Annotated in this window: 25 protein-coding genes and 2 pseudogenes; 13 read left to right on the plus strand and 14 right to left on the minus strand. The window is 60.0% G+C overall.

Annotation, left to right across the window (positions count from 1 at the left end):
* Positions 1-32 precede the first annotated feature (32 nt).
* Positions 33-983: an agmatinase gene (speB, locus tag V6093_RS10900; RefSeq protein ID WP_003254586.1), complete on the plus strand. Its 951-nt coding sequence runs from the start codon at positions 33-35 to the stop codon at positions 981-983.
* A gap of 132 nt (positions 984-1115) precedes the next feature.
* Positions 1116-2495 carry a sodium:solute symporter gene (locus V6093_RS10905; RefSeq protein ID WP_047604227.1) on the plus strand — a complete coding sequence of 460 codons (1380 nt, stop codon included), beginning with the start codon at positions 1116-1118 and terminating at the stop codon, positions 2493-2495.
* Between the two features lie 126 nt (positions 2496-2621).
* Here the strand turns inward: V6093_RS10905 and V6093_RS10910 are convergent, their stop codons facing one another.
* On the minus strand, positions 2622-2750 hold the full coding sequence (locus V6093_RS10910) for a PA1414 family protein (protein ID WP_009683677.1): 129 nt from the start codon (positions 2748-2750) through the stop codon (positions 2622-2624).
* A 124-nt stretch (positions 2751-2874) separates the two neighbouring features.
* Entirely contained in the window at positions 2875-3768 is an 894-nt protein-coding gene (gene ptrR / locus V6093_RS10915; protein ID WP_003254589.1) for a putrescine utilization regulator PtrR, read from the minus strand.
* A gap of 106 nt (positions 3769-3874) precedes the next feature.
* Here ptrR and V6093_RS10920 point away from each other — a divergent pair, with 106 nt between their 5' ends.
* The gene (locus V6093_RS10920) at positions 3875-5047 is read left to right on the plus strand and encodes an MFS transporter (RefSeq protein WP_004576873.1); all 1173 of its coding nucleotides are present in this window, start codon (positions 3875-3877) and stop codon (positions 5045-5047) included.
* Between the two features lie 99 nt (positions 5048-5146).
* Here V6093_RS10920 and V6093_RS10925 read toward each other — a convergent pair whose 3' ends face one another.
* The 5 genes from V6093_RS10925 to V6093_RS10945 all read right to left on the minus strand — a co-directional run bounded on the left by V6093_RS10925 (position 5147) and on the right by V6093_RS10945 (position 8596).
* Positions 5147-6073, minus strand: coding sequence for a DMT family transporter (locus V6093_RS10925; RefSeq protein WP_060538489.1), 927 nt, complete (start codon positions 6071-6073; stop codon positions 5147-5149).
* A 105-nt stretch (positions 6074-6178) separates the two neighbouring features.
* Positions 6179-6574, minus strand: a complete 396-nt coding sequence (locus V6093_RS10930; RefSeq protein ID WP_003254595.1) for a hypothetical protein — start codon at positions 6572-6574, stop codon at positions 6179-6181.
* Positions 6575-6749: 175 nt separating this feature from the next.
* The gene (locus tag V6093_RS10935) at positions 6750-7127 is read right to left on the minus strand and encodes a hypothetical protein (protein ID WP_047604231.1); all 378 of its coding nucleotides are present in this window, start codon (positions 7125-7127) and stop codon (positions 6750-6752) included.
* Positions 7124-8098, minus strand: coding sequence for a hypothetical protein (locus tag V6093_RS10940; protein ID WP_047604232.1), 975 nt, complete (start codon positions 8096-8098; stop codon positions 7124-7126). The genes V6093_RS10935 and V6093_RS10940 overlap by 4 nt, the downstream gene beginning before the upstream one ends.
* Before the next feature lie 9 nt (positions 8099-8107).
* The gene (locus V6093_RS10945) at positions 8108-8596 is read right to left on the minus strand and encodes a type VI secretion system tube protein Hcp (RefSeq protein ID WP_144000362.1); all 489 of its coding nucleotides are present in this window, start codon (positions 8594-8596) and stop codon (positions 8108-8110) included.
* A 446-nt stretch (positions 8597-9042) separates the two neighbouring features.
* On the opposite strand from V6093_RS10945, the gene V6093_RS10950 reads away from it, so the two are divergent.
* Positions 9043-9315, plus strand: a complete 273-nt coding sequence (locus V6093_RS10950; protein WP_003254599.1) for a hypothetical protein — start codon at positions 9043-9045, stop codon at positions 9313-9315.
* Positions 9316-9386: 71 nt separating this feature from the next.
* On the opposite strand, the gene V6093_RS10955 is transcribed toward V6093_RS10950, so the two are convergent.
* A complete protein-coding gene (locus V6093_RS10955) occupies positions 9387-10748 on the minus strand; it encodes a DEAD/DEAH box helicase (protein WP_012051553.1) in 1362 nt (453 codons plus the stop codon).
* A 103-nt stretch (positions 10749-10851) separates the two neighbouring features.
* Between V6093_RS10955 and V6093_RS10960 the strand changes: the two genes are divergently transcribed.
* Positions 10852-12153, plus strand: a complete 1302-nt coding sequence (locus V6093_RS10960; RefSeq protein ID WP_144000364.1) for a mechanosensitive ion channel family protein — start codon at positions 10852-10854, stop codon at positions 12151-12153.
* A 117-nt stretch (positions 12154-12270) separates the two neighbouring features.
* Here the strand turns inward: V6093_RS10960 and V6093_RS10965 are convergent.
* Positions 12271-12483, minus strand: a pseudogene (locus V6093_RS10965) (AEC family transporter); the annotation flags it as partial.
* A gap of 357 nt (positions 12484-12840) precedes the next feature.
* On the opposite strand from V6093_RS10965, the gene V6093_RS10970 reads away from it, so the two are divergent.
* The 3 genes and pseudogenes from V6093_RS10970 to V6093_RS10980 form a co-directional block, all read left to right on the plus strand.
* On the plus strand, positions 12841-13200 hold the full coding sequence (locus V6093_RS10970; protein ID WP_323055201.1) for a DUF6875 domain-containing protein: 360 nt from the start codon (positions 12841-12843) through the stop codon (positions 13198-13200).
* 2 nt (positions 13201-13202) lie between these two features.
* Complete coding sequence (locus V6093_RS10975) at positions 13203-14528, plus strand: ABC transporter ATP-binding protein (RefSeq protein WP_256873163.1); 1326 nt, start codon at positions 13203-13205, stop codon at positions 14526-14528.
* 83 nt (positions 14529-14611) lie between these two features.
* A pseudogene (locus V6093_RS10980) lies at positions 14612-14812 on the plus strand (mechanosensitive ion channel family protein); the annotation flags it as partial.
* Positions 14813-14853: 41 nt separating this feature from the next.
* On the opposite strand, the gene V6093_RS10985 reads toward V6093_RS10980, so the two are convergent.
* The 3 genes from V6093_RS10985 to V6093_RS10995 form a co-directional block, all read right to left on the minus strand.
* Complete coding sequence (locus tag V6093_RS10985) at positions 14854-15729, minus strand: carboxylate/amino acid/amine transporter (protein WP_047604239.1); 876 nt, start codon at positions 15727-15729, stop codon at positions 14854-14856.
* A gap of 267 nt (positions 15730-15996) precedes the next feature.
* The gene (locus tag V6093_RS10990) at positions 15997-16596 is read right to left on the minus strand and encodes an FMN-dependent NADH-azoreductase (protein WP_003254608.1); all 600 of its coding nucleotides are present in this window, start codon (positions 16594-16596) and stop codon (positions 15997-15999) included.
* 109 nt (positions 16597-16705) lie between these two features.
* Positions 16706-17020 carry a hypothetical protein gene (locus tag V6093_RS10995; protein ID WP_012051530.1) on the minus strand — a complete coding sequence of 105 codons (315 nt, stop codon included), beginning with the start codon at positions 17018-17020 and terminating at the stop codon, positions 16706-16708.
* Between the two features lie 48 nt (positions 17021-17068).
* On the opposite strand from V6093_RS10995, the gene V6093_RS11000 reads away from it, so the two are divergent.
* The 4 genes from V6093_RS11000 to V6093_RS11015 all read left to right on the plus strand — a co-directional run bounded on the left by V6093_RS11000 (position 17069) and on the right by V6093_RS11015 (position 21264).
* Entirely contained in the window at positions 17069-17992 is a 924-nt protein-coding gene (locus V6093_RS11000; RefSeq protein ID WP_003254610.1) for a LysR family transcriptional regulator, read from the plus strand.
* Positions 17993-18005: 13 nt separating this feature from the next.
* The gene (locus V6093_RS11005; protein WP_047604241.1) at positions 18006-18818 is read left to right on the plus strand and encodes an alpha/beta fold hydrolase; all 813 of its coding nucleotides are present in this window, start codon (positions 18006-18008) and stop codon (positions 18816-18818) included.
* On the plus strand, positions 18812-19369 hold the full coding sequence (locus tag V6093_RS11010) for a peptidylprolyl isomerase (protein ID WP_047604243.1): 558 nt from the start codon (positions 18812-18814) through the stop codon (positions 19367-19369). The genes V6093_RS11005 and V6093_RS11010 overlap by 7 nt, the downstream gene beginning before the upstream one ends.
* Positions 19370-19431: 62 nt before the next feature.
* Positions 19432-21264, plus strand: a complete 1833-nt coding sequence (locus V6093_RS11015) for an ABC transporter ATP-binding protein (RefSeq protein WP_012051527.1) — start codon at positions 19432-19434, stop codon at positions 21262-21264.
* Positions 21265-21369: 105 nt separating this feature from the next.
* Here V6093_RS11015 and V6093_RS11020 read toward each other — a convergent pair whose 3' ends face one another.
* Complete coding sequence (locus tag V6093_RS11020) at positions 21370-22497, minus strand: GNAT family N-acetyltransferase (protein ID WP_004576866.1); 1128 nt, start codon at positions 22495-22497, stop codon at positions 21370-21372.
* 262 nt (positions 22498-22759) lie between these two features.
* Between V6093_RS11020 and V6093_RS11025 the strand changes: the two genes are divergently transcribed.
* Entirely contained in the window at positions 22760-24004 is a 1245-nt protein-coding gene (locus V6093_RS11025) for a putative porin (RefSeq protein WP_003254615.1), read from the plus strand.
* Between the two features lie 200 nt (positions 24005-24204).
* On the opposite strand, the gene V6093_RS11030 is transcribed toward V6093_RS11025, so the two are convergent.
* Positions 24205-25326: a beta-ketoacyl-ACP synthase III gene (locus V6093_RS11030; protein ID WP_003254616.1), complete on the minus strand. Its 1122-nt coding sequence runs from the start codon at positions 25324-25326 to the stop codon at positions 24205-24207.
* Positions 25327-25467 lie beyond the last annotated feature (141 nt).

Raw genomic sequence — 25467 nt, forward strand, 5'->3', positions numbered from 1 at the left:
ACACAACAATCGACCGACTGATGAGGCCCACCGTGGACAAGACTCTCCACCAACCACTGGGCGGCAACGAAATGCCGCGTTTCGGCGGCATCGCCACCATGCTCCGCCTCCCCCACCTGCAAAGCGCCGAAGGCCTGGATGCCGCCTTCATTGGCGTACCGCTGGATATCGGTACCTCGCTACGCTCCGGCACCCGCTTCGGCCCGCGGCAGATCCGCGCCGAATCGGTGATGATCCGCCCGTACAACATGGCGACCGGTGCCGCCCCGTTCGACTCGCTGTCGGTCGCCGATATCGGCGATGTGGCAATCAACACCTTCAATCTGCTGGACGCCGTGCGCATCATCGAAGAAGCGTATGACGAGATCGTCGAGCACAACGTCATCCCCATGACCCTGGGGGGCGATCACACCATCACCCTGCCGATCCTGCGTGCGCTGCACAAGAAACACGGCAAGATCGGCCTGGTACACATCGATGCCCACGCCGACGTCAACGACCACATGTTCGGCGAGAAGATCGCCCACGGCACCACCTTCCGCCGCGCCGTGGAAGAAGGCCTGCTCGACTGTGACCGCGTGGTGCAGATCGGCCTGCGCGCCCAGGGCTACACCGCCGATGACTTCAACTGGAGCCGTCGCCAGGGCTTCCGCGTGGTCCAGGCCGAAGAGTGCTGGCACAAGTCACTGGAGCCACTGATGGCCGAAGTGCGGGAAAAAGTCGGCGGTGGCCCGGTTTACCTGTCTTTCGACATCGATGGCATCGACCCGGCCTGGGCACCCGGTACCGGAACCCCGGAGATCGGCGGCTTGACCACCATCCAGGCGATGGAGATCATTCGCGGCTGCCACGGCCTGGACCTGATCGGCTGTGACCTTGTCGAAGTCTCCCCGCCTTACGACACCACCGGCAACACCTCGCTGCTCGGTGCCAACCTGCTGTTCGAGATGCTGTGCGTGCTACCTGGCGTGGTGCGTCGCTAATACCGCTCTACCCCGGCAGGAGCCATGAGGGAGGGCCACTGAGGCCCGCCAACACAAGAAAAGACCGCCGGGCGCCGTGCAAACGCCCGCGCGGTCGATCTCGCCATAATAAAGATAATCGGGAGACCCCCAATGGCCTTGGACATCATTGTTGTAATGATCTACACCGCCGGCATGCTCGGGCTTGGCTGGTATGGCATGCGCCGCGCGAAAACCCATGAAGACTACCTGGTAGCCGGGCGCAACCTCGGCCCGGTGCTGTACATGGGCACCATGGCCACCACCGTACTCGGTGGCGCTTCCACCGTCGGCACCGTGCGCCTGGGCTACGTCCACGGCATTTCCGGCTTCTGGCTGTGCGCAGCCCTGGGCCTGGGCATCATCGCCATCAACCTGTTCCTCGCCAAACCGCTGCTGCGCCTGCGCATCTTCACCGTGACCCAGGTACTGGAACAGCGCTACAACCCCACCGCACGCCAGGCCAGCGCCGTCATCATGCTGGCTTACGCGCTGATGATCGGGGTCACCTCGACCCTGGCCATGGCCACCGTCCTGCAGGTGCTGCTGGACCTGCCGTTCTGGGCTTCGCTGATGCTCGGCGGCGGCGTGGTAGTGCTGTACTCGACCATCGGCGGCATGTGGTCGCTGACCCTGACCGATATCGTCCAGTTCGTGATCAAGACCGTCGGCCTGATGTTCATCCTGCTGCCAGTGTGCCTGTACAAGGCCGGTGGTTGGGACACCCTGGTGGCCAAACTGCCAGCGGCCAGCTTCCAGCTGACTACCATTGGCTGGGACACCATCATCACTTACTTCCTGATCTACTTCTTCGGCATCCTCATCGGCCAGGACATCTGGCAGCGAGTGTTCACCGCCCGTGACGAAAAGGTCTGTCAGCGAGCCGGCACCACCGCCGGTGTGTATTGCGTGCTGTATGGCCTGGCCTGTGCGGCGATCGGCATGGCTGCGCATGTGCTGATGCCCGACCTGGCCAACCCGAACAACGCCTTTGCCGAGATGATCAAGAGCACCCTGCCCGATGGCATTCGTGGCCTGCTGATGGCCGCGGCCCTGGCGGCCATGATGTCCACCGCCAGCGCCGGTCTGCTGGCTGCCTCGACCACCGTGACCGAAGACCTGCTGCCCAAGCTGCGTGGCGGCAAGCAGTCGAGCCTGGGCACCAGCCGCCTGTTCACCCTGCTCACCGGCCTGGTGGTGCTGGGCATCGCGCTGGTGGTGAATGATGTGATCAACGCCCTGACCCTGGCTTATAACCTGCTGGTCGGCGGCATGCTGATCCCGTTGATCGGGGCGATCTTCTGGAAGCGTGCGACCACCGCAGGCGCGATTGCCAGCATGTCGCTGGGCTTTGCCACCGCCCTGCTGTTCATGTTCCTGGACGGGCTGGAGGCCAATACCCCGATCTACTACAGCCTGGCAGTAGGGCTGGTGAGCTTTGTGGGCGTGAGCCTGGTGTCGCGCAAGTCGGTGGCGGCGGTGAAGCTGGCCTGACTGCTGTACCGGCCCTTTCGTTTGTAGCGGGCTTGCACGCGCGAAAGGGCCAGTACACGCAATAGACAATCAGCAGACACAAAAAGGCCGCTGCACCCACTCGGGTGAAGCGGCCTTTGTCGTTAATCAGCGCCGACGCGGTTGACGTTTGCGCTGCTCTTCATCAGTCGGGATCGGCACCGGCTGCAAGGGTGGTGGAATCAGCCCCAAGGCGACGGCCAGGTCGTGGAGCCAGTTTGACAGTGGTTTATTCATAATGCCCCCTTGACGGGTCAGCCTCACGGCAAATCAATCCTGCAATGTTTCATACAGATCATAGCCCTATGTCCTGTATTACGCATGCCTCTGTTCCTACAGATAAGGGCGATTTTGACTCGGATCAAGCCGTGGCGGCGCATTCCGACGACTGGTTAATCGTTTCGCTTTGTTGCAGGTCGATCCATGCCTGCAGATTAGCCCCGCGCATACCCTGGCGCCACATCAGCCAGGTGACCGCCTGATCGAAAGGTGCCTGCAGCGGGTGCACCCTCACCCGATCACGTCCAGGCAGGCTGTCGAGCATCGACTGGGCCATCATCGCCACACCCGCACCCGCGATCACACAGGCCAGCATGCTCTGGTACGACTCGATCTCCATCACCCGCCCCATCGGCGTATGGGCATGGGCATACCAGGCCTCCAGGCGCATGCGGTACGAGCAGCCCTGGCGGAAGGTGAACACCGCCTTGCCCGCCACGTCCTTGGCGGTGAGGACCGCCGGGTGCTCGGGGCTGGTGATCAGTACCAGTTGCTCATCGCACAGCGGCACGCCATCCAGCCCGGCAAGGCTCGGTGGCCCGTCCACAAGAGCAGCATCCAGGGAGTGGTTCAACAGTCCTTCAAGCAACTCGCCGCTGGGTGCTGCACGCACTTGCAGGTTCACCTGTGGGTAAGCCTGGTGATAGCGCGCCAGCAACGCCGGCAAGTGGGTCGCCGCCGTGCTGTACATGGTCCCCAGCACGAAGTCCCCAGCCGGCTGACCGCCACGCACGGCGCCCAGCGCTTCGTCGCGCAAGGCGGACATACGGTTGGCATAGTCCAGCAGCACCTTGCCTGCTGGCGACAGTTGCAGGCGCTGACGTTCGCGCAGGAACAGTTCGACGCCCAGTTGCTCCTCGAGTTGGCGCAGGCGCGTGGAGAGGTTTGATGGCACCCGGTGCAGGCGCTCTGCGGCGCGGGTAACCGAGCCTTCCTCGGCCACGGCCTGAAAGATACGCAGTTGGCTGAATTCCACGGCATTCTCTAAAACAGAACAACTTGATCATCATTATTCAATTTTATTGAAAATAAAAGCACCCTAACCTGCCAGCCATCACTTACATCCGCGCAGGAGACCTGTCATGTCGCCACTCATTCAACTGCTCGCCAGCGCCGTGGCGCTGATGATGGCCATGGGCATCGGTCGTTTCGCCCTCACCCCGCAACTGCCACAACTGATTGCCGAAGGCCAGTTCGACCTGACAGTCGCCGGGCTGGTCGCGGCGGCCAATTACCTGGGCTATTTCGTGGGTGCGGTGGACGCCATGTTCGCCCGCTCGCCAGGCCAGGTACGGCTGCGCCTGCACGGGGGGCTGTGGCTGTGTGTGCTGCTGACCCTGGCCTCCTGGGCTGCCAACGGTTTTTGGGGCCACCTGCTGCTGCGCTTCGGCACAGGCGTAGCCAGCGCCTGGGTGCTGGTGATGATCACCAGCCTCAGCCAGCAAGTAGCCACTGCCCACAACCGCCAGCGCCTGGGAGCGCTGGTTTTCGCCGGACCCGGCCTGGGTATTGCCGTGACCGGGCTACTGGCACTGGCCGCGCATGTGCAGGGGTTGGGCTCGGCTGCACTGTGGCTGATCTATGCCGTGGCTGCCTTGGTGATGCTGCTGGCCGTGCGGCCGTGGTTGCCACGGGCACTGCAAGCGGCACCGGCTCAGCCGCCAGTGCGACAAGGCCCGACGCGCAGTGTCGGCACTGGCCGCCTGGGGTTGGTGTATGGCTTGTATGGCATGGGCTACATCCTGCCAGCCACCTTTCTGTCACAGATGGCCAATCAGCAGTTTCGCGGGCAGTGGCTGGCTGACCTGTTCTGGCCGGCGTTTGGCCTGGCGGCGGCGCTGGGTGTTTTGCTGGTGAGCGTGCGCCGTGGTGGCCGCACCTCGACCTGGTTGACCACCACCCTGTGGTTGCAAGGGCTGGGTGTGCTGGCCTGCCTGATGGGTGGGGGTATCGGGCTGGTGCTGGGTGTTGCGCTGTGTGGCGGGCCGTTCCTGGCCTGCATGCAACTGGTCATGCAGCGCTCGCGCGAGTTGGCGCCACATGCCACACAGCGCAATGCCGGGCTGCTGACCGCGTGCTTTGCCTTGGGGCAGTTGAGTGGGCCGCTGCTGGCGGCGCTCAGCAGCCATTACAGTGGCGGGCTGCAACCGGCATTGATGCTGGCGGCGGGCGGGTTGGCGGTGGCGGGCGTACTGGTCCAGTTGCCGGGTAACGCACAGCAGGGAAGCGCCTGTCAGGCCAAGGCTGCATCCTGAGGCGATGCAGTCTGTACCGGCCCCTTCGCGGGCAAGCCCGCGCCTACAACGGCTTTGCAGGCGCGGCTTGCCCGCGAAGGGGCCGGTAGAGGCAACACATCACCCTACCAACCGCCGCAATTGTTGTTTCACCCAAGGCTCGGCACTTACCAGGATCACACCCAGCAATACCATCAACGCGCCCACCACGAAATTCGCACTGAGCGGCTCATCCAGCAGCAAAACGCCAAAGGTCACCCCAAACAACGGAGTAATGAAGGAAAACACCGCGAGGTTCGACGCCAGGTATTTGCGCAGCAACCAGAACCAGGTGAGGTAGCTGATAAACGACACCACAATCCCCTGGAACAATACACTGCCCATCGCCAGCGGCGTCAGCGACACCGCGCCGATCTGCCCGCTGAGCAGGGCGATCAGCAGCAGCCCGGCAAAACCGACCGCCAGCTGATAGAACAGGGTCAAGGTCGCCGGCGCCTCCGATAGCCGTGAACAACGCACCACCACCGTGGTCGCGCCCCAGGCCAGCCCGGCGATCACGCCAAAGGCATCTCCCAGCAAGGTGCGGCTGTCCATGTGCTCGAACGAAGTGCCACCGGCAAAGGCCATGGCAATGCCGCCGAAGGCCAGCAGAATGCCCAGCCACTGCAGCAGCCGCAAGCGTTCACTGGGTAGACGAAAATGCAGGCCCAAGGCGGTAAATACCGGCGCGGTATAGAGGAACACCGACATGTGCGCCGCCGAGGTCAGTTTCAGCCCTTCGGCAATGAACAGAAACTCCACCCCGAACAGCCCGCCCGCCACCAACCCTGCGCGCCAGGTGGTGCCGACCTGCTCCCAGCCACCCCGCCAGCACAGCATCAGGCCTACCAGCACAGCGGCAATGCCATTGCGCAGTGCTGCCTGCATCACCGGCGCGATGTCGACGGCGGCGGTCTTGATCAGTACCTGCTGGCAGCCCCAGATCAGGCAAAGGCCCAGCATTACCTGGAAGGCAAAGGCGTCAGGGTTCTTGCGGACCGCGCTCATAAGCGGGCCTCTGGGGTGGTCGTAGGCATGGGCAAGGCTCGGCAGCGTTCAGAAGCTACCGATTATCGGGTTTTGAACGCTGCACTTGCCAGCCTTAAAACGACCTCAAGCAATCTGTGCCTTCGCAGATACCTGTTCGAACGTCGTTTCGTCCAGCGCATCTTCCTGCTCATCCAGCACCTGGCGCGGGTGCTCGAAGCCGGGGATGCTGCTGTCGATCAGGCTCATCAAGCGCGAGCCGCGTTCGGTCAGGACGAAGTTTTCGCCATTGCCGCCGTCCTCTTCAGGCCGGCATTCAATGAATCCGCGCTCAAATAGCAGCTTTTCATACTCGCATGCACGGGTTTTCAGGTGATCCACGTCACCCACCGGCTCACCCTTGGCGGCCAGTGCAGCAGCATGCTGTTCGGCATAAGGGCGGGGCGTGAAGCTGTGACCGGCGCCGTTCTGCACTTCGTGCAGCAAGCGTTCGATCAGGTCCCAGTCGTAGGCGATGCTCATGGCTACGGGCTCCTGCTGTGGACGAAAGGGGTACACAGGTTGGGACCTGCCAGGGTTGCCAAGCGTTCCGAAGCGCTTAGCGCTTGCGTTGTTGCGCGCCGCGCGGGCGGCGCCCGGTCTCCCAGGCGCTGAAAACACTACGATAGGCGCAAATTTTCCTGTCCAGACACGAAATTTAATAACCCCCCAATTTCAACCAGCTCCAAAGGCCAATGAGCGACAAGAAAATAGCGATATGAAGAAACCACAAGCTAACCAGCATGCGGCGCAATCCACCAGGAAATTTTTTTACATCCTGAACGTCTAGAAGGCCTTTACGAACGCAAATCGCCCTCATCGACAACATCACGGATGCAGAGCCGGTACGCATCACTTTACCCACCAAACCTGCATGACCAAAAATCTTTTTATTACCAGAAACCATCAAACTATTAGATAGCAACGACTCTATTTGACTCACATAGCGAACCGAAACATAAACCCATATAAATATGACTATGAACATAGCCACCATCAAGGGAAGGCCTAACCACCTGGCGTCGAACCCAATCATTGCGCCACCTCATATATCAACTCACCAAGCATTTCACCGATACCACCTACGACCGAACCGCCTGTAGCGCCACCCACGGCACCGCCAATGACAGTGCACGCGAGAGCCCCCGGACCGCCTGTCGTCACTCCAAGGAAAAGTACGCAACCAGTTCCCCCTAGAAATCCACCAATCGCCCCGCCAGTGATCGATCCCCCCGTACTGCCAACCAGAGAGACGCCTTCCACATATTTAGCCTTTCTGCAGTCTTCAGGGCGTCCAAAGGTACATGCATGATGGATACTCAGCCCTGTTGAAGCCACGTCGAGCCCCAAGCCGATATAAGTACCCTTCTTTATCAGATTGGCTGCTCTCGAGATTCCTGCGATCTTCTCGGCGTACCCAGCAATCTCACCGGTATGCAGGTAGCTTTTGGTTGATATCTCGAGGACTCTCTTCACCGAACCTCTATTTCGCAGGCCTGAACCGTACGCAGCCAATTTATTCAGCTGCTCTTCTAGCTTCATGAATAAGGTCATTCGCCTGGCATAAAACTCATTACGCCCCTTAATTGTGCCATCTCTCAAATATTGACGATGTAAGACCTCAATATCTTCCAGGGTCTTCTTGATCGACTCAAGGTGCCTACTCCAGCCATCGCTTACAGCGCCAGCCCCCATGGAGGCGTGGGTGAGGAAACTTTTCAGCATCTCGTAGTTGTCCAGAAAGAAGTCATCCACCCCAGCACCATTGACCTCCAGCTGATGATGTATTCCCGCTGCCTTCGCCATTAAAAAAGCCTCATGGCTCGTACACGATGGCGTACTGGGGTCACCAACAATCACCAGTTCCCCTCCAACAACCACGCCATTGGCGATATGCGCATTTAGCACATCAAACTTGGCCCGCTGATGGGCCGACATGGGCGTGCCGGCCTTCAGCGACTCAAACGATTGCGCCTGAGGATTGATAAAGCTGCGTGCCTCGGACATGGTCGCACCTCACGCATACTTCTTGTTGGCGATGCGGTCCCAGCCGCCGGTCACGTTGCCGCCCGTGCTGCCGTCGCGGCGCTTCTGCCGCGTATAGGTGGTCTTGATGCGGCCGTAGTTCAATTGAATCACTTCTATCGGCACTCCGGCGCTGGCGCTCTGGGCGTAATCGGCGATGATCACTTCTTCGAGAATGACTTCGTAGTACTTGAGCTTTTCGGTACCGGCCCGGCACACCACCAGCTTCACTTCCTTCAGGTGCTGGCCGGCACAGCTGGCCTCAAGCAGCTTGCAGCTGGCGCTGTCCAGATACTTGGTAAAGGTGAAGTTGGTGAGCGTGGCCCGCCCGGAAGATGCGCCGCCCGCGGAGCTTGCGGTGGCAGAGGTGCTCTGGTTGGCGCCGAACTTGTAGCCGATGATCTCGATCCAGTTGGCGTACTGCTCGTCCAGTGCTTCGCCAGTGATCTCTGCGATTTGAATATAAGCATCGAAGGCCATGCTCACCTCTCCTTGGTAAGGATTGGGCTGATAACGACGGCATTTCGAGATCGCCCCGAAGGCGAAGGGCGGATTGCGCTGCGTGCCCTCAGGTGCGATTGACCCTAGCTCCCCACACCTGGCGGGGCAATAGAACGCGAGCAAACAAGGCTACTTTGGGAAATTGCTTACAGATTTGCCGATGAAGTCAGCCCGCTCTCAAAGTGTTCGAGCAAATTTTTAGATCTCGACCAAGACCGTTGTGACGACAAGAAATCTCTGCACGCGATACTGGGGAAGAAGGGCTGCGGATTGTGTGTGGGGAGATTGCGCAAATCGAGCGCCGCCCGCGCGGCGCTCGGTCTCCCAAGGACCACCACCAAAGAAATCTTCCATCGGTCGCAAGCCCTGAACTTCCCTGCCCCACAGCCCTCCACCGGGCATCACCACCGCCGGAGGTTGGAAGGATGAAACCGCTACTGCCCATAGCCTGTGCCGCTGCCCTGCTTTGCGCCCTGCCCGCTTGGGCCTGCACACCTGAAGAAGCAACGCAAAAACGTGAGGAGCTGGCCGGGCTGGTCACTCAGTTGACTGAGCAGAACCCGCAAAAGGCCAAGGAGATCAATGATGAGCTTCAGGGGATGGATCTGGGGACGGCGAGCAAGGACTTGCCCGACAAGTGTCAGCTGATCGACCAGCGGATCAAGGAGTTGAAGCAGGCAGAGAAAAAGGCGGAGTGATGGTTCGTCGCCTGCGCACGCCCTTCGCAGAAGCAAGCTTGTGTCGCTTCTGCAAAGGGCCTGCGTGAGTCTTATTCAGCAGCAGGCTTGCGCTTCTTCAGTGGCGCCAGGCCATCTGCACTGGCCAGAGGCGCGTTGGCCTTCGGCTTGGCAGTAGGCTTGCGCTTGGCGGCAGCTTTCTTGTCGCCGGTCTTCTTCTCGACCTTTTTCTTCTTGCTGCCGGCCGCCTTGCCCGAGGCCTTGACCTTCTTCGGCCCGTTGTAGGTGCCCTTCACTTCCTTGATGACCCGGCGCTCGAACTGCTGCTTGAGGTAGCGCTCGATGCTCGACATCAGGTTCCAGTCGTTGTGGGTGATCAGCGAGATCGCCAGACCTTCGCCACCGGCACGGCCGGTACGGCCCACACGGTGGACGTACTCGTCACCGCTGCGTGGCATGTCGAAGTTGATCACCAGGTCCAGGCCGTCGATATCCAGGCCACGGGCTGCCACGTCGGTCGCCACCAGCACTTTGGAGCTGCCCTGCTTGAAGCGCTCGATGGCCAGCTTGCGGTCCTTCTGGTCCTTTTCGCCATGCAGCACGAAAGCCTTCACGTCCTTGGCCACCAGGTGACCGTAGATGCGGTCGGCCATGGCGCGGGTGTTGGTGAAGATGATCGCCTTGTCGAAGGTTTCGTTGGCCAGCAACCACTGCGCGATCTGCTCTTTATGCTGGTCGTGGTCGGCGGTGATGATCTGCTGGCGGGTGCCTTCAGCCAGTTGCGAGACACTGTTGAGCATCAGGTGCTCAGGGTCTTTCAGCACCTTGCCGATGATGTCGCGCAGGGCCGCGCCACCGGTGGTAGCCGAGAACAGCAAGGTCTGCTCGCGGTTCTCGCACTCTTTGCACAGGCGCTCCATGTCTTCGGCAAAGCCCATGTCGAGCATGCGGTCGGCTTCGTCCAGGATCAGGACCTGCACGTGGGACAGGTCGAGGTTGCCGGCATTGAGCTGCTCGAGCAGGCGACCCGGGGTGCCGATCAGCACGTCGGGCACCTTGCGCAGCATGGCAGCCTGTTCCTTGAAGTCTTCGCCACCAGTCACCAGGCCCGACTTGATGTAGGTGAACTGCGAGAACAGCTGCACCTGCTTGAGGGTTTGCTGGGCCAGTTCACGGGTCGGCAGCAGGATCAACGCGCGAATCTCGACACGCGGACCGCTGAGGTCGACCAGACGGTTGAGCAGTGGCAGTACGAAGGCCGCCGTCTTGCCGCTGCCGGTCTGCGCAGTCACACGCAGATCCCGCCCTTGCAGGGCCAGGGGGATGGCCGCGGCCTGCACCGGGGTTGGCTCGACAAATTTAAGCTCGGCCACGGCTTTAAGCAGGCGTTCATGCAGGGCGAATTGGGAGAACACGGAGGTAACCTCAGACAAGTGCGGGAAATTCAGTTGCATAGGGTAACGTTTTCTGCAGCCTTAGCCGAATTTCTTTTGGCAACTTTGTCGCTATCCGCGCTCTAATACGGCTTCGTTTCGCAACAAGACTGTATGCAAGCCCATGGATATCCAACGAATCTGGCGTGACTCCCTCGACCTGTGGGGCACCCTCGACCAACATCCCATGCTGCACGCTGCCATCGGTCTGGCAGTACTGCTGCTCATCTCCCTGGCAGTCGGCCGCCTGGCGCGCTTCCTGATACTGCACGGCGCGCGCCTGCTGGCCCGCCAGCCTGCACTGAAGTGGCTGGACGACCTGCGCCACAACAAGGTGTTCCACCGCCTGGCGCAAACGACCCCGTCCCTGGTGCTGCAGTTCGGCCTGAAGCTGGTGCCTGAGCTGTCCGACACCGCTCAGCACTTCCTCGGCAATGTCGCCCTGGCCTTTACCCTGTTGTTCATGACCATGGCGCTGTCATGCCTGCTGGATGCCCTGCTCGACATCTATGCCCGCACCGAACACGCCCGCACCCGCTCGATCAAGGGCTACGTGCAACTGGCCAAGATGATGTTGTGGATCTTCGCCTCGATCATCATCGTCGCCACCCTGATCGACCGCTCGCCGCTGTTGCTGCTGTCCGGCCTGGGTGCGATGTCGGCGGTATTGCTGTTGGTGTACAAGGACACCCTGCTGTCATTCGTCGCCAGCGTGCAACTGACCAGCAACGACATGCTGCATGTTGGGGACTGGATCGAAATGCCGCAGGTAGGCGCCGATGGCGACGTGGTGGACATCACCTTGCACACGGTGAAAGTGCAGAACTTCGACAAGACCCTCGTTTCCATCCCCACCTGGCGCCTGATGAGCGAGTCATTCCGCAATTACCGCGGCATGCAGCAGTCCGGTGGCCGGCGCATCAAGCGCAGCCTGTTCATCGACGCCGCCGGCGTGCGCTTCCTCACCCGCGAAGAAGAACAGCGCCTGAGCCAGGTGCAGCTACTGAGTGACTACCTGGCGGGCAAGCGCCAGGAACTGCAAAACTGGAACGAGGCGCTGGGGCCGGTGGCGGACCTGTCGGCCAACCGCCGCAAGCTGACCAACATCGGCACCTTCCGCGCGTTTGCCCTGGCCTATCTGAAGAACCACCCCAACGTGCACCCGAACATGACCTGCATGGTGCGGCAGATGCAGGCCACCGCCGAAGGCGTGCCGCTGGAGATCTACTGCTTCACCACCACCACGGTGTGGGCGGATTACGAGCGCATCCAGGGGGATATCTTCGACTACCTGCTGGCGGTGTTGCCGGAGTTCGGCTTGAGCCTGTATCAGCAGCCGAGTGGCAATGATATGCGCGTGGGTTTGGCGGGGCGTTCAGCCCAAGAGCCATTGCCTCGTCGCCTGGAAGAAATGAGCGAGGCTTGAGATTGCCGGGGCTGCCCTGCAGCCCATTCGCGGGTCAACCCGCTCCTACAGGGACTTCACAGCACCAGCCGTGCTGCCATCCTGTGGGAGCGGGTTGACCCGCGAATGGGCCGGCAGCTACTCCGCATAACCCAGCAGGTACAACAACCCCGTCAAGGTCACCAGCGAGGCCATGGGGGACAACAGGATCGTCCGCGAAATCAACCCCGCCTCAAGGTTGGAATACTCCGCCAGCATGAACGGCCCGGTGCCGGTCGGCAGGCTGAATACCTTGTATGCCAGCACCCAGGTCAGCGCCGGCTGCCCCACCAGCTTCAAGCCCACCAGTGGTCAAAAGTTCCTCCCGCGCAGCCATTCTCAGCAAGCGCTTGCCCCGAAATTGAGTGCCGGGAACGAACGTGACGTCATTGGCGTATTCGTCTTGATTGCAATCCGTGTTGATGCTCATCCATCTGCATTCTTACAACTATTCATAACGTGCTTGCTTCAAGAAAACACCTCTCATACAAATACGTATCGATTTTTTTGATGTTTTCAACCATTAACATCGTGAAATCATCTAAATTTAAGATCCAAAAACCAGACTGAACACCCATATACTGAATACGCATCATTACGTGATGCACTTACTTATCATTTACATGGAGTGTTTATGAAAATCGACTATTCAAATCCCTTGTCTTTTGTATAAAAAGCGAATTGATGATAGGCGCACTATGCAAAGACAGCCCAGCTCCAAGCTTGCATTCTAATAGCTATTTCCCCCTTAGAACTACCACCCCCACGTTGATGCTTAGCGATCTCACGCCCCAGGACTTATTATTTCTCAATCCTGATCACTACAACATCAAACAAATAGGGTTTTGGGACTCGTTCATAAATAAATTCAGCCCCTATGATGGCAAGGGCTTCACGGGCAAGCAGTTCGCTCAAGCAAAAGCTTTGAGAAACGCTTACGCAAATACCAGAATGAAAAATACTGTAGTCTTAGTCATGTTGAGCGCCTCGGTTGCTTTATGTACCTTGCTCGCATTAGGAATTAATTGAGCATGAAAGACAGAAGCTTTGTTCTTGCTATTTTTTTTGCTGTTGCACAGCAAACCTTACTTGCGTTTTCCACGTACTTCATTGCCAAGGCCGGGGCTACGCTAGCCGATGGTAATTTAACGCTGATTGTACGCTACATTTCTCTTTTTTTTGGATTTGCGCTTGCTGCGTATATGGTGAGCTCCATGTCTTCAATATATGTTACTAAAGCGGCAAACGCCACATGGCTTAACTACACGAAGTCTGTGCTACGTGAAGCCTCTAGTGACATGCGATACGCATCAGATAAAAACAAAAAAAGTCTAGCGCAGTGGATCAGCGGGGAGGCGTCTTCTACTATTACACATGCTTGTGGTTTTTACGTTGGGTTAATATCGACATGCCTGAATGTGATCATGACGCTAGCTGTGTTTTATTTCACGACCGGTTTAGGGATTACGATAGCCATTTCGATCTCACTTTTAATATCTGCCGCATTAGTGAGCATCTTAAAGAACAGAATCAAGCATACTGCCGGAAACATGCAGCGAAAGCGACTTGATGCGCTATTGTCCATTGAGCTCACGTGGGACTCAGCGACCTTAGGCAGCCGAAAAATGAAAGCAGATAGCTTTGAGTCTTTAGAAAAAAAAGCGCGTTCGTATTTTGGCGAAGTAAATAGATACGTTTTACTAGAACAGTTCATTGCATGTTTGCCTATTGCTCTTGCAACCATTATTGTAGCCGCGACCATTCAGACTCCAAACATCATCACTGCCGCAAACATAGGCGCTTTGGTGGCAATGCTACCAAGAAGCTTGCAGGTATTCGGGAACATTCACTCCTTGAGCATTTATTTTAGTCAACTCCTCTTGGTTCGTACTAAAATGAGAAATCTTTACCGTTTCGCTTCCGAACTTGAAAAGCATGAAAACCTTTCTTCCATGAACTTGAGCAACATCAAGATTGAAGAATGCAACTCCTCTCAGAGCATTACGCCTTCCGAACTGTTAGACCAACTAAAAAACGGTTCAACAACAGTGGGTCGCTATCTACTTAGCGGAAATAACGGATCAGGAAAATCCTCCTACCTTAAACGAATTAAAGCTGCTGTACATGACGCTCTCCTGATGACGCCCGAGGCGCAATTTGTTAAGCTGGAAAACAATCTTTCCACGGGTGAGCGAAGGCTATTACAAATTGAGAAAGTTTTGTCCGCACCACCGCCAATCGTAATGCTAGACGAATGGGATGCCAACTTAGATTTAGATAACATTAGCCGCTTCAATGCTATTCTGGATTCGGCGGCAAAGAATATTGTGGTTATTGAGGCCAGGCATAGACGCTAAACTTCAGCTCCCATGGAGATTGCATCCAAAAACAAATGTGTAAAGCCAGCACCCTTTTTTCAGCGTGTTCACAGCGATGTTTCTACTGCTTCACCACCACCACGGTGTGGGCGGATTACGAACGGATCCAGGGGGATATCTTCGACTACCTGCTGGCGGTGTTGCCGGAGTTCGGCTTGAGCCTGTATCAGCAGCCGAGTGGCAATGACATGCGCGTGGGGTTGGCCGGGCGTACGGCGGCAGAGCCGATGCCGCGTCGCATTGAAGATATGAGCGAGGCTTGAGATTGCCGGGGCTGCCCTGCAGCCCCGGATCAACGGGCGCGTCAGGCCTTGCCGGCCAGCGGTGCTTGCGCGCGACCACCCAGGCGGCTCAGCCACACCGACGCCAGGATGATCCCCCCGCCGATGAACAGCCGCCCTAGCGGCTCGTGCTGGTTCCAGATCAGCAGGTTCAGCAGCAGCCCTACCGGCACATGCAGGTTGTTCATGACCGCCAGCGTACCGCCAGAAACCAGGCATGCACCTTTGTTCCACCAGTACAGCCCCAGCGCCGTCGGACACAGCCCCAGGAACAACAGCACCAGCCATTGCACATCAGTGCTCGGCAGGTGCTGAGTGTTGCCGAACAGCAGGAAGGCCGGAAGCACCACCAGCAACGCGCCGAGGTAAAAGTACCCAAAGCGCGCGTAGTGTGGCAGGTCGCTGGGATGGCGAGCGACCAGGTGACGGTACAGCACCTGGCCAGCGGCGTAGGTAAAGTTGGCCAGTTGCAGCAGCAGGAAGCCGATGAAGAACTCGCCGCTGATGCTGTCGAAGCGGATCACGGCGGCGCCCGCTACCGCAACCAGCGCGGCCAGCAGCGCCCACGGGTTGAAGCGACGGTTCAGGGCGTCTTCGATCAGCGTCACGTGCAGCGGCGTGAGGATGGTGAACAGCAGCACTTCTGGCACCGTGAGCACGCGGAAACTCAGGTACAGGCAGACGTAGGTGATGCCGTACTGCAACGCGCCGATCAGCAGCATCCAGCGCATGAAGCGCGGCTCGACGTGACGCCAGCGGGTCAACGGCAGGAACACCAGGCCGGCCAGCAGCACCCTGGCGAGCACTGCGAAATAGCTGTCGACGTGCCCGGCCAGGTACTCGCCGATCAAGCTGAAGGAAAACGCCTGGATCAGCGCGACGATTATCAGGTAGCCCATGGTTGCCTCTCTTGAATCAAGGCCGCGACCTTAGCGGGTTGCAGCGAATGAGTTCAACCATGAGGAATGTAGGGGCTGTACCGGCCTCTTCGCGGCTCGCCTGCGCGCAGTTATCTGCAATGGCCTTTGTAGGAGCGGGTTTACCCGCGAAAAGGCCGGCACTGGCGACCTAAAAACCCCAGGCATAAAAAAAGCCCGGCCATACAAGCCGGGCAGGTACACCCAAAGGAGCAAAAACAGGTGTCAGGTTTGGGAATTCGTGAACCCTCAGGCCACCGCCGCCAGCTTGGCCTTGGCCTGGTTGACGCCCTTCTCGTGGAACTCGCCGCTCATGTTCAGGCCTTCGGCATGGATGAAGTCGACATCGTGGATGCCGATGAAAGCCATGACCTGGCGCAGGTACGGTTCCTGATGGTCACTGCTGGCACCCGCATGGATGCCGCCGCGGGCAGTCAGGACGATGGCGCGCTTGCCGGTCAGCAGGCCTTGCGGGCCGGTCGGGGTGTATTTGAAGGTGATGCCGGCACGCAGCACATGGTCCAGCCAGGCTTTCAGGGTGCTGGGGATGGTGAAGTTGTACATGGGCGCAGCCATCACCAGCACGTCGGCAGCCAGCAACTCATCCGTCAGCTCGTTGGAACGGGCCAGGGCCTCCAGTTCGGCGGCGCTGCGCTGTTCTTCGGGTTTCATCCAGCCGCCCAGCAGGTTCGCGTCCAGGTGGGGTACCGGGCTTACTGCCAGGTCGCGCACAGTGATCTGATCGGCCGGGTGGGCAGCCTGCCATTGCTGGATGAAGTCCTTGGTCAGCTGACGGGAAACGGAATCCTGCTGGCGGGCGCTGCTTTCGATGATCAGTACGCGGGACATGGGGTGCCTCCATCGGCAAAAAAGGGTGCGATTCGATGGAGGTGAGATTAAGGCTTGACCTATCGATAAAAAAGCGTAAAAAGTGGGTCCAATCTATCGATTAATCAGTTTATTCCGCACTGCAGTTCAAGGCGATCCGCAGTTTGATGATTTGCCGATTGAATTTGGCAGTGACATCGACGCTTTTACCTGCCGGTACGTTCACACGGCGCACCCGCGGTGCCTCCGGGCCATTGCGGAAGGTCACCTTGCACGCCGCCGGGACCTGCCCATAGTTGTTGAGGGTGATGGCGCCAATGTCATAGGCCGTGTCATAGGCGGTGTAGTCGAGCTTGACCCCGGTCAGCTCCTTCTCCACATCGATGGGATAAGCCATGGCCCCGAGGGGCAGGCACATCAGTATTGCCGCACAACATTTCTTCATGGGCCGCTCTCCTTGAAAGAGCGCAGCTTAGGACAACAGGAGCGAAAGATGAAAGCGCCGCGCGTAACCCTTGACCAGTGGCGAACCCTGCAAGCAGTGGTCGATCACGGCGGGTTTGCCCAGGCCGCCGAGGCCTTGCACCGCTCGCAGTCATCGGTCAGCTACACCGTGGCCCGCATGCAGGAGCAGCTGGGCGTCCCGCTGTTGCGCATCGATGGCCGCAAGGCGGTGCTGACCGAGGCCGGCAATGTGCTGCTGCGCCGCTCGCGCCATCTGGTCAAGCAGGCCAGCCAGCTCGAAGACCTGGCCCACCACATGGAACAGGGCTGGGAAGCCGAGGTGCGCCTGGTGGTCGATGCCGCCTACCCCAGCGCCCGCCTGGTACGCGCGCTGGCTGCGTTCATGCCACAAAGCCGCGGCTGCCGGGTGCGCCTGCGTGAAGAAGTGCTGTCTGGCGTGGAGGAAGTGATGCACGAAGGCATCGCCGACCTGGCCATCAGCAGCTACAGCATCGGCGGCTACCTGGGCGCCGAATTGAGCGCCGTGGAGTTCATCGCCGTCGCCCACCCCGAACACAGCCTGCACCGCCTGGGACGCGAACTGACCTTCCAGGACCTGGAAAGCCAGCTGCAGGTGGTGATCCGCGACTCCGGCCGCGCCCAACCGCGCGACGTCGGCTGGCTGGGCGCCGAGCAGCGCTGGACCGTCGGCAGCCTGGGCACCGCCGCCACCTTCGTCAGCAGCGGCCTGGGTTTTGCCTGGCTGCCCCGTCACATGATCGAGCGCGAGCTGCGCGAAGGCGTGCTCAAGCCATTGCCGCTGGATCAGGGTGGCAGCCGCCACCCACTGTTCTACCTTTATTCGAGCAAAGAGAAGACCCTGGGCCCGGCCACGCAGATTCTCATCGACCTGTTGCGCAATTTCGACACCGCGCCACTGGACGTGCCCTTCGCAGCCCCCCCACAAGCCTGAGAGGACCGCGCCCATGGCCTATTTCGAACACGAAGGATGCACGCTGCATTACGAGGAATATGGCCAGGGCGAACCCTTGGTGCTGCTGCACGGCCTGGGCTCCAGTTGCCAGGACTGGGAGTTGCAGGTGCCGGTGCTCAGCGGCCACTACCGGGTGATACTCATGGACATCCGCGGCCACGGTCGCTCCGACAAACCCGCTGACGGTTACCAGATCGCCACCTTCAGTGCCGACCTGCTGGCCCTGCTCGAACACTTGCACACAGGCCCGGTGCACTTCGTCGGCCTGTCCATGGGCGGCATGGTCGGCTTCCAGTTTGCCGTCGACCACCCTCAATGGTTGCGCAGCCTGTGCATCGTCAACAGCGCCCCCGAGGTCAAGCGTCGCACCCGCAGTGACTGGCTATGGTGGTTCAAACGCTGGAGCCTGGCGCGCGTGCTCAGAGTCGAAACCGTCGGCAAGGGGCTGGCCGAGCGGCTGTTCCCCAAACCACAACAAGCAGACCTGCGACAGAAGATGGCCCAGCGCTGGGCGCGCAACGACAAGCGCGCCTACCTGAAAAGCTTCGACGCCATCGTCGACTGGGGCGTGCAGGAACGCATCGGGCAGATTCACTGTCCTACCCTGGTGATCGCCGCCGACCACGATTACACGCCGATACAACTGAAACAGCGCTATGTCGCCCTCATACCCAACGCCAGGCTGGTCGTCGTCGACGATTCCCGGCACGCTACACCCCTCGATCAACCCGAGGTCTTCAACCAGACCCTGCTGCAGTTCCTCGCAGCCGCTTCCACCTCTCAAGGATCTTTGAGCCCATGCTGAAAAAACTCCTGCTCACCGCCTGCTCGGTCGCCTTTGCCACCAGTGTCATGGCGTCCGACAAGACCCCGCACGTCCTGCTGGACACCAGCTTCGGCCAGGTCGAAATCGAACTGAACGCCGAGAAGGCGCCGCTCAGTACCAAGAACTTCCTGGAGTACGTGGACAGCGGCTTCTACAACAACACCATCTTCCACCGCGTGATCCCGGGCTTCATGGTCCAGGGCGGCGGTTTCACTGACCAGATGGTGCAGAAGAACACCAACGACCCGATCAAGAACGAGGCCAGCAACGGCCTGCAGAACACCCGCGGCACCCTGTCGATGGCGCGCACGTCCAACCCGAACTCGGCCACCAGCCAGTTCTTCATCAACGTCGCCGACAACGACTTCCTCAACCCAGGCCGCGACGCCGGTTATGCCGTGTTCGGCAAGGTGACCAAAGGCATGGAAGTGGTCGATCAGATCGTCAACTCGCCGACCACCATCAAAAAAGGCATGCGCGACGTACCGGCCGATCCGGTCTATATCAAGTCCGCCAAACGTATCGACTGACCGCAGGCTTCACAAGGATGTGAAACCGCCTGAAGGTCGGACGAACAGGAGTGTTGTCGCCCATGCTGTACCGCCGTTTCGAAAGACTGATCGATATTTTCCGCGAGGCACCGAGCGAAGCCCCCCCGAGCACGGTGTGGCCGTTCTACCTGTATTACCTGCGCCAGGTGTGGCCCAGCTTCGTGGCCCTGCTGGTGGTCGGCCTGGTCGCCTCGCTGATCGAGGTGGCGATGTTCAGCTACCTCAGCCGGATCATCGACCTGGCCCAAGGTACGCCCAATGCCAACTTCTTCAGCGAGCACAGCGGCGAGCTGATCTGGATGCTGGTGGTGATTCTGCTGCTGCGGCCATTGTTCTTCGGCCTGCACGACCTGCTGGTGCACCAGACCATCAACCCCGGCATGACCAGCCTGATCCGCTGGCAAAACCATACCTATGTGCTCAAGCAGAGCCTGAACTTCTTTCAGAGCGACTTCGCCGGGCGTATTGCCCAGCGCATCATGCAGACCGGCAACTCGCTGCGCGATTCCGCCGTGCAGGCGGTGGACGCGCTATGGCATGTGCTGATCTACGCCATCACCTCGCTGGTGTTGTTCGCCGAGGCCGACTGGCGCCTGATGCTGCCGCTGCTGGCGTGGATCGTCAGCTACATTGCAGCGCTGTTCTACTTCGTGCCACGGGTCAAGGAGCGCTCGGTGGTGTCTTCGGACGCACGTTCCAAGCTGATGGGGCGTATCGTCGACGGCTACACCAACATCGCAACGCTGAAGCTGTTTGCCCATACCGACTACGAACAGCAGTATGCGCGTGAGGCAATCCGCGAGCAGACCGAGAAAACTCAGCTGGCCTCCCGGGTGATCACCAGCATGGACGTGGTAATCACCACCCTCAATGGCTTGCTGGTGGTCGCCACCACCGGCCTTGCCCTGTGGCTGTGGAGTCAATCGCTGATCACCGTGGGCGCCATCGCCCTGGCCACTGGCCTGGTGATCCGCATCGTCAACATGTCGGGCTGGATCATGTGGGTGGTCAACGGCATCTTCGAGAACATCGGCATGGTGCAGGACGGCCTGCAGACCATCGCCCAGCCAGTCACCGTCACCGACCTGCCCAATGCGCCGGCCCTGAAGGTCAGCCGCGGCGCGGTGCGTTTCGATGACGTCGACTTCCATTACGGCAAGGCCACCAATGTCATAGAAGGGCTCAACCTGGACATCCGCCCGGGCGAGAAAATCGGTTTGATTGGCCCGTCCGGGGCAGGCAAGTCGACCCTGGTCAACCTGCTGTTGCGCCTGTACGACGTGCAGGGTGGGCGCATCCTCATCGACGGCCAGGACATTGCCAAGGTGAGCCAGGCCAGCCTGCGTGCACAGATCGGCATGATCACGCAGGATACCTCGCTGCTGCACCGTTCGATCCGCGAAAACCTGCTGTACGGCCGCCCCGGTGCCAGCGATGCAGAACTGCACGAAGCTGTGCGCCGCGCGCGGGCTGACGAGTTCATCCCACAGCTTTCGGATGCCCAGGGCCGCACCGGTTTCGATGCCCATGTGGGCGAACGCGGGGTCAAGCTGTCGGGTGGCCAGCGCCAGCGTATCGCCATTGCACGGGTGCTGCTGAAGAACGCGCCGATCCTGATCATGGACGAGGCCACCTCGGCGCTGGATTCGGAAGTGGAAGCGGCGATCCAGGAAAGCCTGGAGACGCTGATGCAGGGCAAGACGGTAATCGCCATTGCCCACCGGCTTTCCACCATTGCCCGTATGGACCGGCTGGTGGTGCTGGACAAGGGGCGAATTGTCGAGAGTGGCAGCCACAGTGAGTTGCTGGAGCAGCAAGGGCTGTATGCCCGGTTGTGGCACCACCAGACCGGAGGCTTTGTCGGGGTCGATTGACACCTGCGCGGCCTTTTCGCGGGTAAACCCGCTCCTACACAGGTTCGCTATCGTTGTAGGAGCGGGTTTACCCGCGAAAAGGCCGGCACAGGCAACACAGATCTCTCAGTCCCGGCGGTAGGGCAACATCCCCCGCGCCTCCTCGGCATACCCCTTGACCCCTTCCCGTTCCTGCAGCAGAAAATCCTCCACCGCCCGCCGCAACCCTGGGTGCAGCAGGTAATGCCACGACCGCGTCAACACCGGCTCGAACCCGCGTATCAACTTGTGCTCGCCCTGTGCCCCGGCATCGAAACGCTGGTAACCCTCGGCAATGGCAAAGTCCATGCCCTGGTAGAAACACGTCTCGAAATGCAGCCGGTCGAACTCATCCAGGCAGCCCCAATAGCGGCCAAACAGGCTGTCGCCCCCCACCAGGCTCAAGGCCATGGCCACATCTCGACCACCCTGGCGGGCCATCACCACGCGCACCGCCTCGGGCATCCGCTCGGCCAGCAGGCTGAAAAAATCGCGCGTCAGGTAGGGGGCACGACGGCGCACCGCATAGGTGTTGGCATAGCACAGAAAGACGAAATCCCACTGTGCCTCGTCCAGTTCATCACCGCGGTACCAGCGGAAGTCGATACCCTGCCCCGCCACCTGCTCGCGCTCCTTGCGCATCTGCTTGCGCTTGCGCGAGCTGAGGCTGTCGAGAAAGTCCTGGAAGTCGCGATACCCCCGGTTTTGCCAGTGAAACTGGCAACCCAGGCGTTCCATCCACCCAGGCAGGCCCGCCAACTGCGCGTCCAGCGCCGGGTCGGTGAAGTTGATGTGCGCTCCGGACAGCCCACCCTTGCCCAGATACTCCGGCAGGGCCTGCAGCATCAACAAGCCGTCAGCCGGATCGGCCGCCAGCAGCCGTGGGCCGCTGACCGGACTGAACGGCACAGCGCCAAGCAGTTTTGGGTAGTAGGCGATACCGGCCCGCTCACAAGCATCGGCCCAACCATGGTCGAACACATACTCGCCAAACGAGTGCCATTTGCGGTACGCGGGCAACAGCGCCCGCACCTGCCCGCCTCGCTCCAGCACCAGGTGCTCGGCGGCCCAGCCAGTGTTGCGCGCCACGCTGCCGCTGTCCTCCATTGCACTGAGAAAAGCATGGCGCAGGAAGGGTTGGCCGGCTGGCACAAGGGCATCCCAGGTGGCCGTCGGCAGATCACGCAGGTGGGCAAGGCTGTACAGGCTGGTCACGTTTTCGGCTCGCTCTCTGAAGACCGTCAGTATCCCCAAGGAAGGCCCGTCGCTCAAATGACGAACGCCGGGTGGGCCCTTTAATTCTCAATTACTTAACAACAGTGCCACTAATCAGACATTAATCTGTCATTGGCCCCCGCAATACTTGCGCCTGTTTTCCGGAACCCTAGAACCTGTCTATTCAGGCCCTTTCCGAAGACATGCCAACGCAGGGGCAGGCGCTTGAGCCTCCCCCATTTTTTTCAGTAGGGAGAACCTTATGCGTCTTGTTTCCACACTTACCGGAGTAAGCCTCACCGGCATGATGCTGGCCCTGAGTGCCCCGGCCAGTGCTGCTGTCGACGCCAAGCTGCTCGAAATGCTCCGCGCCAATGGCTCGATCAACCAGGCGCAGTACAACGAACTGCAGGGCGACCTGGCAAAAGAAACCAAGGAAAAGGCCGACCAGAAAGCTCAGTCCGAACGTATGAGCTCCTTTGAACAAAAAGTGGCATGGGCCGCCAAGACCCAGATCAAGGGTGACGTGCGCCTGCGTTACGAAGACGTCAACGTCGACGATCCGAACAGCAGCAGCGGCAATCAGGACCGCCAGCGAGTACGTGCCCGTGTCGGCTTCTACAGCGAGATCAACCCGCAGGTTGACGCTGGGGTTCGTATCGCCACTGGCAGCAGCGCTGACCGACGTTCGACCAACCAGAGCTTCGACAACTACTTCGACAAGAAGTCGCTGTGGGTCGACCTGGCCTACCTCGACTGGCACCCGACTGCAGTCCCTAACCTGCACCTGATTGGCGGCAAGATGCAACAGCCTTGGGTGAGCATGGGCGACATCATCTGGGATAGCGACATCAACCCGGAAGGTGTGGCGGCCACCTACAAGGCTGACCTGGGCGGGGCCGAAGTGTTTGCCAGCGCCGGTCAGTACACCTTGAAGGACAACGTCGATGGTGACGGCGTCCAGTACAAGCACGATGCACAGGTCTACCACGGCCAGTTGGGCGCCAAGTTCGCGCCGGCCGACGTGCTCAAGCTCACCGTGGGTGCCAGCATCTATGGTTACGACAACGACAAGGAAGCAGCCATCCTGCAGTCGTTCGGCAACACCACCAACGAGTTCAATCTGGTGGAAGGCTTTGGCCAGATCGACTTCACTGGCTTGGCCATTCCGTTGTCGGCCTATGGCCAGTACGTGAAGAACACCGACAGCACCGACGGCGAAGATCAGGCCTGGCTGGCTGGCCTGAAAACCAAAATGGGTGCCTGGAGCCTGGACTACAACTACCGCGATGTGCAGCGTAACGCGGTGGTCAGCCTGTTCACCGATTCGGACTTCGGCAACGGCTACACCGGTTCGCGCGGTCATAAGTTCAAGGTCGGTTACGAAATCGACAAGAACTTCTCCCTGGGTGCTGCCTACCTGATGGCCAAGACCGACCTGTCGCAGCTGCCGAACAGCAATGCTGACGTCGACACCCTGCAGGTAGACCTGGAAGCCAAGTTCTAAGCAACACCCTGCTCTGCTTCACTTGAAGCGGGAAACGCCGACCCCATCCGGCGTTTCCCGCTTCTTTTTGCCTGTGTGAAATGCGCCGGCCCCTTCGCGGGCTTGCCCGCTCCCACAGAATCACCACAGACCTTGAGAACTGTGCTGTACCTGTGGGAGCGGGCAAGCCCGCGAAGAGGCCGTAACAGGCGCCTGATGAATCAGCGCTTGCGCAGAATCACGCTACCAATCGAATACCCCGCACCAAACGAGCTCAACACACCCAACGAGCCTTTGGCCAGGTCATCCTGGTACAGGTGGAAGGCAATCACCGACCCCGCCGAGCTGGTATTGGCGTAACGGTCCAGAATCACCGGTGCCTCTTCCTCGGACACTTCACGCCCCACCAGTTTCTTGACGATCAACTGGTTCATGCTGAGGTTGGCCTGGTGCAGCCAGAAGCGCTTCACGTCGCCCGGTTGCAGCCCATTCTCCTGCAGGTGCTCCCCGATCAGCTCGGCCACCTTCGGGCACACCTCGCGGAACACCTTGCGGCCTTCCTGGATGAACAGCTTGTCCGCAGCGCCTTCACCCTCTTCCGCCGCACGGTTGAGGAAGCCGAAGTTGTTGCGGATGTTGTTGGAGAACTCAGTCCAGAGCTTGCTGCTGACGATGTCGAACTGGTGCGCCGAAGTGGCCTGGTCGGCACGCTCCAGCAACACGGCGGTGGCGGCATCGCCAAAAATGAAATGGCTGTCGCGGTCACGGAAGTTGAGGTGGCCGGTGCACACTTCGGGGTTGACCATCAGCACCGCCCGCGCCTGGCCCAGCGCTACGCTGTTGGCGGCGGTCTGGATACCGAAGGTGGCCGACGAGCAGGCCACGTTCATGTCGAAGGCAAAGCCCTGGACACCCAGTGCCTGTTGCACTTCGATGGCGATGGCCGGGTACGGGCGCTGCAAGTTGGAGCAGGCGACGATCACCCCGTCGACATCGGCCGCCGTTCGGCCTGCGCGCTCCAGGGCCTGGCGGGCAGCGGCCACGGCCATTTCACACAGCACCGACGGTTCATCGTTGCTGCGCTCGGGCAAGCGCGGCTTCATGCGCTGCGGGTCGAGGATACCGGCCTTGTCCATGACAAAGCGGCTCTTGATGCCCGAGGCCTTTTCGATAAACGCCGCGTCGGAGAGCGGCGCCGCCTCGACTTCACCGCGCTCGATGGCGGCAGCGTTGTCCTGGTTGAACTGCTGCGACCAGGCGTTGAAGGAAGCCACCAGCTCTTCGTTGGAAATGCTCTGGGCCGGGGTGTACAGGCCGGTGCCGCTGATCACGACGTTATGCACGGTCGTTCCTCTGGTCAAAGGCCACCGCCACAGGGCGCTGGCTGGAAACATGACAGGTTAATGGCACTTTAGTGCCAATTCAGGGGCCTACGTTTACCCCCGCAAGGCGGGCTCACCCGCCAAGGGCCGCAAAGCGGCCCC

The sequence above is a fragment of the Pseudomonas putida group bacterium ESBL64 genome, from assembly GCF_045277175.1.
Taxonomy (GTDB): domain Bacteria; phylum Pseudomonadota; class Gammaproteobacteria; order Pseudomonadales; family Pseudomonadaceae; genus Aquipseudomonas; species Aquipseudomonas alloputida.

Bases quoted from the DNA above. Each gene is read 5' to 3' on its own strand.
- V6093_RS11005 (WP_047604241.1), top strand. From the start codon at position 18,006: ATGGCCTATTTCGAACACGAAGGATGCACGCTGCATTACGAGGAATAT.
- V6093_RS11000 (WP_003254610.1), top strand. From the start codon at position 17,069: ATGAAAGCGCCGCGCGTAACCCTTGACCAGTGGCGAACCCTGCAAGCA.
- V6093_RS10935 (WP_047604231.1), bottom strand. From the start codon at position 7,127: ATGATTGGGTTCGACGCCAGGTGGTTAGGCCTTCCCTTGATGGTGGCT.
- V6093_RS11010 (WP_047604243.1), top strand. From the start codon at position 18,812: ATGCTGAAAAAACTCCTGCTCACCGCCTGCTCGGTCGCCTTTGCCACC.
- V6093_RS10930 (WP_003254595.1), bottom strand. From the start codon at position 6,574: ATGAGCATCGCCTACGACTGGGACCTGATCGAACGCTTGCTGCACGAA.
- V6093_RS11015 (WP_012051527.1), top strand. From the start codon at position 19,432: ATGCTGTACCGCCGTTTCGAAAGACTGATCGATATTTTCCGCGAGGCA.
- V6093_RS10985 (WP_047604239.1), bottom strand. From the start codon at position 15,729: ATGGGCTACCTGATAATCGTCGCGCTGATCCAGGCGTTTTCCTTCAGC.
- V6093_RS10960 (WP_144000364.1), top strand. From the start codon at position 10,852: ATGGATATCCAACGAATCTGGCGTGACTCCCTCGACCTGTGGGGCACC.
- V6093_RS10905 (WP_047604227.1), top strand. From the start codon at position 1,116: ATGGCCTTGGACATCATTGTTGTAATGATCTACACCGCCGGCATGCTC.
- V6093_RS10910 (WP_009683677.1), bottom strand. From the start codon at position 2,750: ATGAATAAACCACTGTCAAACTGGCTCCACGACCTGGCCGTCGCCTTG.
- V6093_RS10940 (WP_047604232.1), bottom strand. From the start codon at position 8,098: ATGTCCGAGGCACGCAGCTTTATCAATCCTCAGGCGCAATCGTTTGAG.
- V6093_RS10975 (WP_256873163.1), top strand. From the start codon at position 13,203: ATGAAAGACAGAAGCTTTGTTCTTGCTATTTTTTTTGCTGTTGCACAG.
- V6093_RS10955 (WP_012051553.1), bottom strand. From the start codon at position 10,748: ATGCAACTGAATTTCCCGCACTTGTCTGAGGTTACCTCCGTGTTCTCC.
- V6093_RS11025 (WP_003254615.1), top strand. From the start codon at position 22,760: ATGCGTCTTGTTTCCACACTTACCGGAGTAAGCCTCACCGGCATGATG.
- V6093_RS10990 (WP_003254608.1), bottom strand. From the start codon at position 16,596: ATGTCCCGCGTACTGATCATCGAAAGCAGCGCCCGCCAGCAGGATTCC.
- V6093_RS10945 (WP_144000362.1), bottom strand. From the start codon at position 8,596: ATGGCCTTCGATGCTTATATTCAAATCGCAGAGATCACTGGCGAAGCA.
- V6093_RS10950 (WP_003254599.1), top strand. From the start codon at position 9,043: ATGAAACCGCTACTGCCCATAGCCTGTGCCGCTGCCCTGCTTTGCGCC.
- V6093_RS10995 (WP_012051530.1), bottom strand. From the start codon at position 17,020: ATGAAGAAATGTTGTGCGGCAATACTGATGTGCCTGCCCCTCGGGGCC.
- V6093_RS10920 (WP_004576873.1), top strand. From the start codon at position 3,875: ATGTCGCCACTCATTCAACTGCTCGCCAGCGCCGTGGCGCTGATGATG.
- V6093_RS10925 (WP_060538489.1), bottom strand. From the start codon at position 6,073: ATGAGCGCGGTCCGCAAGAACCCTGACGCCTTTGCCTTCCAGGTAATG.